Genomic DNA, 10,507 nt, shown 5'->3' with positions numbered 1-10,507 from the left:
ACCAGATGGCACCGCCGCTCCTTCATTTTTCCAGGATTACTGCCCCAGATTCACCGCTGTTGCTGCTCCCTGGGACGCGATGCCTAGCGGCGTACCGATAAGATTCAAGAACTTCCTGATGTCGACGGAAGGATGGCGCGACACGTAGATGACGTCGCGGCTCTTGACCGGGAAGGTCTGCCCTACGATCAGGCTGTCGGGATTGGACATATCGAACCGATAAACGATCGGATAGCGTCCCTTGGCATCCGGCACCATTCCCTTGCGCAGCAGCTCCTGGAAACGGGCGGGGCCGAGCAGAATCTTCGCGATTTCAGGCTCTTCGTAGCGGAACAGGAAGAAGCCCTTGGCATTGCTCGAATCGTCGATCGCGCCATGACCGAGGGCAACAGCCTCGAGCAGATTCAGATCGTTCGCCCCGAACTCGATACGGCCGTCTCCACGAACAGAGCCGAGCAAGGTGAAGGTTCGCGGATCGCGGACGAGGAAAATCTGGTCGCCCGGCTGTACATAGATATCTTCCGAAGGATGCTCGATGATCGACTTCAGCAGAACCGTGCCGGTCTTGCTGCCGCGAACCAGCGTAACATAGGTTTCATAGGGTTGCGTCGAGGGGCCACCGGCCTTGGCGATGACTTCGGTGATCTTTTCCCTGGTCAGATCCAGCGGCACCATGGAAGGACGGCCAACGGCGCCCGAAACCGTAACGGTGCGCGACGGCGTACCCATGCTCGTCACGATGACATCCGGCTCGACGGCCTTTGTAGCCAGCGCCGCCAGGATTGCCTTGCGAGCCTGGTCAAGCGTCTTGCCCGCGAATCGAACCGAGCCGGCATACGGGATTGCCGCCGTGCCGTCCGGCTGCACGACGATATCGAGCGATACCTGCTTCGATTGCGCCGTCGAAAACAGGCCATCGGCACCAGCTTCGAAAATCGTGACCTTCAATGCGTCGCCGACACCGATGACGACCGGACCGACGCCACCGCCCATGCCAAAACGGCGATTGAAGGTGGAGGAAACATAGTCGGAAACCAGGCGCGCACTGCGGCTGTCGATGTCGACAATGTCGAAAACTGCGGCATTCCTGCGACCCAATTCGACACTGGATTGACCGGCATCTTTTACAATAGCGCCAGCCAGCGGACCTTCGCTCGAAACGGAATTACATCCCGCCAGAACCACGCAACAAAGTACGGCGCCAATACGAAACAATTGAAACCCTCAAACCAATTAGCTGCCGTGATTACCTGATGGCATACATCGACATAGAATGCATCAAATCTATCGACGCCTTGAAAAGCATAACGGGCGCGCGTCAACAAGCCCAAACGCCGGGAATACAATCAAAAATATCAGGTGCGATCATCTGAACACACCCGGGTTTAAAGAAGCGCCCCATCAGATCGAGTTTATAAGGGGCAAAAGCGGTTAAAGCAATTTGGACGAGTATTATTTGCGGTTTAAAATTAAAATTTTCTGAAAAATAAAAAGGAGCGGTTAAGTAACGGCAATAGTAAAAAAGCGCCCGAACAGCGACATAAAGTTCCACAGAATCGCACTTGTGCCGCTTTTCATAAGATTGCTATTGCCTATAAAGGAGTTGAGTCCTGACCCGCAACCCATGCAGAAATGACAGACCACAACAATCGGTACTTGCCGAATTTCTGCCTCCAGCGAGATAGCATCAATGGCTCCTCGAATCAGTCTCGGCAATCCTCGATTGTCCACCGGCACTTATAAATTCCGCCAACTTGCTGCGAGGCAAAAAGCGGTTTTTGGGGGCTGCGATACGCCAAAGCGAGAACTTCTCCGGATCGGCGGGATGCCGATTGAAATGAAGGTTATGTATTAATGCTTGGTTTTTCAAAGCGCTCCCAGAAGAAAGCATCGAAAAGTCCTCTGGAGATATTCGATCAGTACGAGCAAGGCAGGCCAGCGCACCAAAATGCCATCGATGCGCTTCAAGGATGGAACTGTGCGTTCCCGCCGGAATTCGGTCTTAAGGCCGGCAACCTGCCTCTTTACGCCGACGACCGCATCGATTGGGCGTTGCACACATTCGGATCGATAGAAGGCAGGACCGTTCTCGAAGTCGGGCCGCTTGAAGGGATGCATACCCATATGCTGAATTGCCATCGCCCGGCGCGGATCGATGCGATCGAAGCGAACCGTCTCTGTTTTCTAAGGTGTCTGGTCACCAAGCAGATTCTGAACATCGACACCGCCTCTTTCATGCTCGGCGACATTCAAGCGTGGCTGACGGAAGGCGAAGAAATCTACGACTTAACGCTTGCATCGGGGGTTCTCTATCATATGGCCGACCCCGGCGAGTTTCTTCGTTTGCTCGCAAAGCGGTCCCATACGGTTTTCATCTGGACGCACTTCGTCCTTGAGGACGCAATGCCCGAGGGCGATGTGCGTTGGCTGCCTTTCAGCGGTAAAGTGGAGACGAAACTGATAGATGGCATTGCGGTGCGTTATTACGAACGTAGCTATCACCACGCCAATGCCAATGCGTCTTTCTGCGGAGGCATGAAGGACCGGCACTTTTGGATGCACAGGGATGACATCTTGATGCTGCTGCGTACATTCGGCTTCAATGACGTTGTCATCCGAGATGAAAATCTAAGCCATCCAGGCGGCCCAAGCTTCTCGCTGCTGGCACGAAAAGCGCCCAGCGAGGCCTGACGAGGTTCGAATGCAAAGGCCCGACATCTGCGATATCGATAGGCATCTTGATAGATGTGATACTATGCAGGGCGTAATAACGTCATTCCATCACCAATTTCGGCGCTGTGCCGATCTGCTAGAAGCGCCGGAGCAACTCCGTGCTTTTTAACCTCGAATATGATCATGGCAATGTTATCGAGGGCTATCTGATCCCGGATGGTTTTTCCGACAAACCGCAAATCAGAATCTCGGACGCCGCCGGCGATCTGATGATCCTGCCGTGCGACCAGCTCAAACAGGCGGTCATCGACTCGGGACGGCACGAAGATGGCTATGTCGGATTCAGGCTCGACACAACAATCATGCCGGACCTCATGGAACGTACGTCGCTGATGATCCATGACGCCAAGTCGGGGCTACTGATCTACCGCCGGCCTCAGGTATCGAACACGATTCCGTTAAAGATTGTAAGGCTCGAGACACAGCTGCTGCCAATGGTCAAATTCGACTACTATTGCGGCCGCAATTTTCAATACGAGCTTTCATCCGTTGAGCGCTTCGGTCACGAAACGACCCTTCAGGCCTTTCATCTGAACGCCATCCAGTCAATCTATCTTAGCGGCCGGCTGTTGATGCGCAATTACGAAGAGTTTCTCGACAAGGGATTCAAGGCCATCGTTCTGCTTACCGATCCCTATTACGAACTTGCTCTGCGGATATTCCTTCTGAAACGGATGGCGAAAACTCAGATTTCCTTCTTCGGCGATCGCGACAAGATCATCCTGGCGCCTGCTGCGGAGCATTTCGCCGAGGTAAGCCTTGAAAACGAAGCCTCTCTCAAGACCGCCCTGAAGAAGGCGCCTCAGAGCGTCAGAAACGTCCTCGTATCGCCGGTCACCCGGCAATTGGCCACGACCATACCGGAACAGACGGTGACACGTGCCGATGTCGCCAGCGCCATCGATCTTCTCTCGCGCTTTGCAATTGTCGGTTTCGATACGGACAGTCTTTATTTTCAACAGGCGCTCAGCGAGCTCATCGGGATTTCGGTTGACGATTTTCCATTGCCACCCAGACACAGCACCCTTGAAGACGTTGCGACAAGGTTGCGTTCATTGCATATTGCCGAGCTCATGCTCGAAGAGGATTTGATTTTCGACCACTATGTGCGTCAGGCGATGAAACCAACCGCGCCCGGACTGCCGGAAACGATTGCAAGCTGACATGCCGAAGCCAGTCATTGAAGACGCGATAATTCAGGACTCTCCGCGGGTAAAAACGAGCCGGCATATCCTGCCTTCGCTGTTTCGGCGCAGGCTGCCGGCGCAGCGTGCGCGCACCGATCTCGAGGGCATCGAATACATACCGGTGCATGACAGCAACGAGCCCGAAACACAGTCGGGCGGTAAGCCGCCGCTGAGGCTTATCGGCTTCGTATTGCTCGTTATCCTGCCTTTTCTGGCCAGTTCGGTGTATTACGCCTTCATTGCCTCGAACCAATATGTGGCGGAAGCACGTTTTGCCGTTCGTGCCGTGTCGGGAGCAGGCGACACCAGCGATGCCGGCGACCCCGGCGGAGCCACCAGCGCTCTGAACATGCGCTCGGCTTCGCAGGACGCCTATGTCGTCACCAGCTTCATTCACTCGACGGAAATTCTGAACCGGATCGCTAAGAAACTCGATTATCGGGCCATGTTTACCCGGCAGGATGCGGATTTCCTGTCGCGATTCAGTTCGGCGCGATCCGACGAAGAGTTCCTGAAGTACTGGAACGACCATGTCAGCGCCTATATAGACGTCACCTCCGGCATCATCACACTGAAGGTCAGGGCTTTCACACCGGATGATTCCGTCAAGCTCGCTGACGCCATCATCGAGGAAAGCGAAAAGCTCATCAACGAGCTTTCCGAACGGGCGCGCAATGACATCGTGCAGAGCATGAAGGCCGACGTTCAGAAAAGCGGCAAGGCCTATGGCGACACGCTGATCGCCCTCAACCAGTTCCAAAATGCATCCGGCCTTCTCAGCCCGCAGATGCAAGCCAGGAACAGCGGCACGCTTCTGACAGGGCTGCTGGCCCAGAAACTGGAATTCGAAACGCGCCTCTTCGTCATGCGGCAATCCAATGCCCAGAATTCTCCGACCTATCAGCAGCTCAATCTCGCTAAAGACAGTCTCGATGCACAGATCGAAAAGATGAGATCGGAGTTGACAGGCCCTGAGAATGCAAGCCTTGCAAAGGCCCTGCTGGACTATTCCAGGCTGGAGACCGATCGCATGATCGCGGAAAAGCTCTACGAAAGCGCGCAGAAGAACTACGATGCCGTGCTAGCCGAAGCTCTGCGCAAGACGCTCTATCTCGCCGTTTTCGTCAAGCCGGTGCTGCCAGACGAATCGATATTTCCGCGTCGCGTCAGCACACCGCTGATCATATTGCTTGCGCTTGTTGTCACTTGGGCGACCCTTTCTCTCATCTGGGCATCCGTCGAGGATCACCGGATATGAGTGGGAAAGCACCATGATCAGCTTCAAGAACGTCTCGAAATTCTTCAAGACACAGAGCGGCAAGAAGATCATCCTCGACCGGGTGCATTGCGAATTCGAATCCGGCTATTCCTACGGCCTGCTCGGCGTGAATGGTGCCGGAAAATCGACAACGATCCGCATGATTGCAGGCACGATGCTGCCGAATTCGGGCAAGATCAGCAAAAATGTTCGGGTATCCTGGCCGCTGGGCCTCGGCAGCGGCTTCAATCCCTTCATGACGGGGCGGGCCAATGTTCATTTCGTTGCGCGCGCTTACGGCGAGGATGTCAGGCGCGTCTCCCGCTTCGTCGAAGAGTTCGCCGAATTGGGCGACTATCTCGATGCGCCGGTACGCACTTATTCCTCGGGCATGAGCGCTCGATTGGCATTCGGGCTTTCGATGGCAATCGAATTCGAATGCTATCTCGTGGACGAAGTTCTGGCGGTCGGCGATGCGCGCTTCCAGGAGCGCTGCCGCATTGCATTCGAGAACAGGCGCAAGAATTCCGATATCATCATGGTGTCCCATAGCATGAGCATGATTAATACACATTGTGACAGGGGTATTGTACTTGTCGATGGCAGACTTATCGTCTTCGATAAGGTAGAGCAGGCTATCGAAGCCTATTATAGATTGAATCGATAGAAGATCAGGGATCGACAGCAAGGCCCAATATGGCTCATGATACCGAAAACGCGCCAAAAACGCTTCAGCTCAGCGCGACGGAGCGTAGCCGGAACGTGGCCACGAATCTGTCGGTGACCGCGCGGAAACTGCGCTTCTCGACATCGAGGCGCAGCCAGTTGTTCAAGGCCGTCGGCCTGCGGCCGCGGCCGATGCAGCAGATCATCGGCAAGGTCATGCTGGCATCGACCTTTCTGCTGATTGTCGTCCCCAATGTTGCTTCGATCTACTATTTTACCTGTGTCGCGTCCGATCAGTATCAATCAGAAACGCGCTTTACGGTCCGCACCTCCACGCCCGCACTCGGCAGCAATCAGATTACCAAGGTGACCGGCCTGCCGCCGGCACAGATCGTCCAGAATACCCTGATCGTCACCAACTTCATCAAGAGCAAGGACATGGTTACCGCGCTCGAGGAAAGGGTCGACTTTCAAAAGATCTACGGCAACGACTCGATCGATCGGATTGCGCGCCTGAAGAAGGATGCGAGCTCGGAAAAGCTGCTCAATTACTGGGAAGACATGGTTTCGGTCAAAATCGATGCGAACAGCGGCATCGTGACGGTCAAGGCACGGGCTTTCACCGCGGCCGATGCCCAGAAGGTATTGCGCGAGGTTGTCGCTGCGTCCGAGGTCGTTGTCAACGACGTCAACACCCGCATCTGGCGTGACGTCATCGCAACCGCACAGGCGAATCTCGACAATGCTAGGGATCAGCTGCAGAAGGCGCGAGATCAGCTTTTGATTGCGCGCAACCAGACAGGCGTCCTCAGCGTCGAGGGATCGTCGACCGTTATCACGAACCTGATCTCATCCGTGCAGAAGGAGAGGATAGAGCTTCAACAGAAATATGACGCGCTGCTTGGGACCGTCTCCGCCGATGCACCGCAGATGCGCGTGTTGAAACGCGAGATCGACAGCAGGCAGAAGCAGATCGATCAGCTCAACAGCCAAGTCGCCGGGCAGAACAAGTCCGAACAGAATCTCGCGGATGTTTCCGTGGATATGTCGCAGCGCGAACTGGAACAGAGCCTTGCCGAGCAGCAATTTGCCTCGAGCATGAAGACGCTGGAGCAGGTCAAGTTCGTCAGCAAGCAGCAGTTGCTCTACCTCGATACGTTCCTGGCGCCCAGCCTGCCCGACGAGGCGGAGTATCCTCAGCGGGCACTCTGGATCGGCGGGATCTTGGGTGTGACGCTCCTTGCCTGGGGTGCCGTTTTCGGCATCCTCGCAAATCTCCGAAGTCGCCTGGCGTGATTTTGCGCGGAAGCCCCATGCAAGTTTTGCGCGACATCGTCTATCAATTGCTTCCAAGACCGCGGCCATCCAGTGCGTTGGCGGGAGATGGTGAGCGCGTTGCCAGGCGTCTGCTCATCTTGTCGCGCCACCCCAATCCGAGCTTCAGCTACTATCTTGCTGAGCGGGCCAAGACACTCGGCCACATTCCGGTCATCATGAAAGGCCTCGACGACCCACTCGACGCTATCGATAGCGACGGGCTGTTCGTCATCATTTGCCGCTACATTAAGCAGCCGCAATTGCGCTGGCTGGAGGAAAGGCGAGGCACGCTTGCCGGGGTCGCTTATTTCGTCGATGACGACATCCCCGCCGTCGTGACCGGCAACGAAGCCGGTTGGCTCTATAAGTTCAGGCTGATCAAATTGGCGGTCCGCCCAATGCCGAGGGTCAATAGGCTCCTCACTCATGTCTGGACTTCGACCGAACCCCTGGCAAACGCGCTCGCGATGAGAAGCCATCGGATAGATATCCTGCCCCCGCTTCCAGCGGATGCAGCAGAAATCGTGGTCAATGGCAGGGATGACGGAGGCACGCCGCTGAGGATGGTCTACCATGCCACCGGCGTCCATCGCCGCGAACACGAGTTCCTCATGCCGATCGTCAAAGCCGCGATGGAAAAACACGGCAACCTGCATTTCGAGGTTTTTGCCGCTGGTGCTCTCGCTCGACGCTGGGCTTTGCAAGGGATCGACCCGGCGAGAATGGCGATCATTCCGCCACTCCCGTGGCCGGCCTATCTCGCAAAGACAGCGCATCATCAAGCCGATATCGCTCTGGCTCCTCTTCTGTCCGGAAAGACCAATGCGAGCCGCTCGGATACCAAGCGGATCGACATCAGCCGCCTGCAGGCAGCAGCCATATTTTCCCGATGCCCGACTTTCGAACGATGCGTCGTCGCCGGGGAACTTCACATCGGCAATACCGCCGACGAGTGGCTTGCCGCTATCGACCTGCTCATCGGCGACCGCGCGCGACGGCTTTCTGCTCGCGATGCCACACGACATTCGATCGAGAAAATGCGGCTGTATGCCAGTCCGACATTTCCAGGCATACGTTTTGAACCTCTCAGCGGCGCGGGCTAGGCCAGGAATTTCTCAGGCAATGCCTCTGCTCGCATTTAGAAGAAATCAATATTTTGATGACACTCAAAATCATACCGAACGCCGATCTCGAACGGGAAATCTCCGTTGACGCCGATCCCAGCCTATGGAAATCCATGGGGGATGATCCGGCTTTCGAGATCAGATTTTCGCCGGTGCGAAAGAAGCTGATCGTCATCCATGTAGTCGCAACCGACGAGCCGCTAGATCCCAAATTCTATATCAATCGCGGCTACGGCTTCCGCGAGAAGGATACGGTCTCTCTTCCGGAAGGGCATCGTTTCGTCATCACCGCGGACATCGGTTCGGTCGGCTCCATCTGCGCCCTGCGTGCCGATCCGGCCAGCTTCCCGACGACGTTCCAGTTCGCCGCCAGGGCCTTTGCGTCCGAAAAATCGGCCGAAAGATATATTGCAACCCTTCTTCGAAGCGAGGAACGAACCAAACGTGTCGATCTCGGCAGGCTGCCCCAGTATTGGCTGAAATTGCCCAGACTGCGCTTGGGGCGCCGCGCGCCTAACCTGACGATACAATATGCCGAGGCGAGCTATAGGCTTGCTGCAGAACTGGAGACAGCATCGGTACCGGCGGTGGGAACCTGGCTCAGTGTGGTAGTTCCCGTCTATAATGCTCCGCCCCGTTATCTGGACGACCTCGTCAAATCCTTCGAAGAACAGGGTGAAACAGGCACCGAGCTCATCCTGAGCGATGATGGCTCGACGTCGCCGGAAACGCTGCAGTGGTATCGGAGCCAACAATCGAAAGACAATATCCGTTTTGTGCTGAATGAGCGCAACGGTGGCATCGCGGCCGCTACCAATACAGGTCTGTCCCAAGCACGAGGGCAATGGATCGCCTTTCTCGATCATGACGATGTCATCGCACCGCATGCCTTCAAGCTCATCCGGCATACGCTGGAGCAAAATCCGGACGCGAATTTCCTCTATACAGACGAACTGGTGGTCGACGACATCTTGAAGCCGACCGGCGTCATGCTGAAGCCTGCTTATGATTCCGTGCTGCTGACGGGCGTCAATTACATCAATCATTTTTCGGTCTACCGCCACGACCGCCTCCGGGAGATCGGCTATCTCCGCATGGGCTACGACGGCTCGCAGGATTACGATCTGCTGCTGCGCTATCTGGAGGGCGTCCCCGAGGAGAGCGTCCTCCACCTGCCCTACCCGGCATATTGGTGGCGGCGCAACGGCAAGACCTTTTCCCGCAAGTTCATGGAGGCCGCCACCACGAACGCCAGGAAAGCGCTGGTCGAACGATTTGAGCGGCTAAAGCAGCCGATCGCCGTCGAGGGCGCTCTCACCACGACGCTGCACCGGATCATCTTCGAAGCCCCGCATGCGTGGCCGAAAATCTCGATCGTCATTCCGAGCAAAAACAATTTCGATCTGATTTCACGCATCCTCGGCGATCTCTTTGAAAAGACGGATTATCCGAATTTCGAAGTTCTGGTCGTCGACAACGGTTCCACGGATCAACCAGTCCTCGATCTCTACGAGCGCTACCGCCAGAGCGAGCCGCGATTTTCGGCAACTGTCACACCGGAAGCCTTCAACTTCTCGCGCTCGGTCAATCGCGGCCTGAGCGCGGCGACGGGGGAGCACTATCTCATCCTGAATAACGACATCGAGGTCATCGAAGCGGGCTGGTTGAAGGAGATGGTCTCCTGCTTCGCCTATGACAGGACCGGCATCGTCGGCGCCAAGCTGCTCTTCGCAAACGACAAGATGCAGCATGCCGGTGTAGTCATCGGTTTCGGCGGACTTGCAGGTCACTGGTATTTGAACAAGCCCAAGGAGTTCGGCGGACCGATGAACCGGCTGCATGTGCGCAACACCATGACCTGCGTGACCGGAGCGGTGATGCTGATCTCGGGGGACTGCCTACGGAAAATCGGCCTTTTCGACGAGGAGAATTTCGCGGTCGCCTATAATGATGTGGATTATTGTCTGCGGGCTCACAAAGCCGGCTATCGCATCGTCTGGACGCCCTTCGCCTGTCTTTATCACCATGAATCGCTGTCGCGCGGCTCGGACAAATCCGGCGAGCGGAAAAAGCGTTTCGAGCAGGAAAAGCAGAACCTGCGCCGGCTCCACGCCACGCAGGGTTTCATCGACCGCGCGCTCAATCCAGCCTACAGCCGGGACAAGTCGGACCCGAGGATCGTGATACCGACGCAACTGCATATCCCGTCGATGCCGTAGCGC

At 56.0% G+C, this 10,507-nt stretch carries 9 protein-coding genes; 7 read left to right on the top strand and 2 right to left on the bottom strand.

Translation table 11 applies throughout. The annotated features are described in order from the left end of the window. Positions 1–36 precede the first annotated feature (36 nt). Both FBZ97_RS14920 and FBZ97_RS14915 read right to left on the bottom strand, forming a co-directional pair. Positions 37–1,215, bottom strand: coding sequence for a polysaccharide biosynthesis/export family protein (locus tag FBZ97_RS14920; RefSeq protein ID WP_145320415.1), 1,179 nt, complete (start codon positions 1,213–1,215; stop codon positions 37–39). A 103-nt stretch (positions 1,216–1,318) separates the two neighbouring features. Beyond that, positions 1,319–1,552, bottom strand: coding sequence for a hypothetical protein (locus tag FBZ97_RS14915; RefSeq protein WP_145320417.1), 234 nt, complete (start codon positions 1,550–1,552; stop codon positions 1,319–1,321). Between the two features lie 302 nt (positions 1,553–1,854). Between FBZ97_RS14915 and FBZ97_RS14910 the strand changes: the two genes are divergently transcribed. The 7 genes from FBZ97_RS14910 to FBZ97_RS14880 all read left to right on the top strand — a co-directional run bounded on the left by FBZ97_RS14910 (position 1,855) and on the right by FBZ97_RS14880 (position 10,504). Further along, a complete protein-coding gene (locus FBZ97_RS14910; RefSeq protein WP_145320419.1) occupies positions 1,855–2,691 on the top strand; it encodes a class I SAM-dependent methyltransferase in 837 nt (278 codons plus the stop codon). 140 nt (positions 2,692–2,831) lie between these two features. Then, positions 2,832–3,896 (top strand): hypothetical protein, encoded by a 1,065-nt coding sequence (locus FBZ97_RS14905; RefSeq protein WP_069616301.1) that lies wholly within the window; start codon positions 2,832–2,834, stop codon positions 3,894–3,896. A 1-nt stretch (position 3,897) separates the two neighbouring features. Further along, positions 3,898–5,178, top strand: a complete 1,281-nt coding sequence (locus FBZ97_RS14900) for a capsule biosynthesis protein (RefSeq protein WP_145320421.1) — start codon at positions 3,898–3,900, stop codon at positions 5,176–5,178. Positions 5,179–5,191: 13 nt separating this feature from the next. Continuing rightward, positions 5,192–5,845, top strand: a complete 654-nt coding sequence (locus tag FBZ97_RS14895; RefSeq protein ID WP_069616299.1) for an ABC transporter ATP-binding protein — start codon at positions 5,192–5,194, stop codon at positions 5,843–5,845. Positions 5,846–5,940: 95 nt separating this feature from the next. Continuing rightward, positions 5,941–7,140: a capsule biosynthesis protein gene (locus FBZ97_RS14890; RefSeq protein ID WP_233788738.1), complete on the top strand. Its 1,200-nt coding sequence runs from the start codon at positions 5,941–5,943 to the stop codon at positions 7,138–7,140. Between the two features lie 17 nt (positions 7,141–7,157). Further along, positions 7,158–8,264, top strand: coding sequence for a hypothetical protein (locus FBZ97_RS14885; RefSeq protein ID WP_145320423.1), 1,107 nt, complete (start codon positions 7,158–7,160; stop codon positions 8,262–8,264). A 56-nt stretch (positions 8,265–8,320) separates the two neighbouring features. Continuing rightward, on the top strand, positions 8,321–10,504 hold the full coding sequence (locus FBZ97_RS14880; RefSeq protein ID WP_145320425.1) for a glycosyltransferase family 2 protein: 2,184 nt from the start codon (positions 8,321–8,323) through the stop codon (positions 10,502–10,504). The last annotated feature ends 3 nt before the right edge of the window (positions 10,505–10,507 follow it).

The sequence above is a fragment of the Rhizobium sp. ERR 942 genome (assembly GCF_007828395.1).
Classification (GTDB): Bacteria; Pseudomonadota; Alphaproteobacteria; order Rhizobiales; family Rhizobiaceae; genus Rhizobium; species Rhizobium dioscoreae.
Note: the sequence above shows the minus strand (reverse complement) of the source record. Positions and strands in the feature narration are given on the sequence as shown.

Bases quoted from the DNA above. Each gene is read 5' to 3' on its own strand.
- FBZ97_RS14910 (WP_145320419.1), top strand. From the start codon at position 1,855: ATGCTTGGTTTTTCAAAGCGCTCCCAGAAGAAAGCATCGAAAAGTCCT.
- FBZ97_RS14900 (WP_145320421.1), top strand. From the start codon at position 3,898: ATGCCGAAGCCAGTCATTGAAGACGCGATAATTCAGGACTCTCCGCGG.
- FBZ97_RS14895 (WP_069616299.1), top strand. From the start codon at position 5,192: ATGATCAGCTTCAAGAACGTCTCGAAATTCTTCAAGACACAGAGCGGC.
- FBZ97_RS14885 (WP_145320423.1), top strand. From the start codon at position 7,158: ATGCAAGTTTTGCGCGACATCGTCTATCAATTGCTTCCAAGACCGCGG.
- FBZ97_RS14880 (WP_145320425.1), top strand. From the start codon at position 8,321: ATGACACTCAAAATCATACCGAACGCCGATCTCGAACGGGAAATCTCC.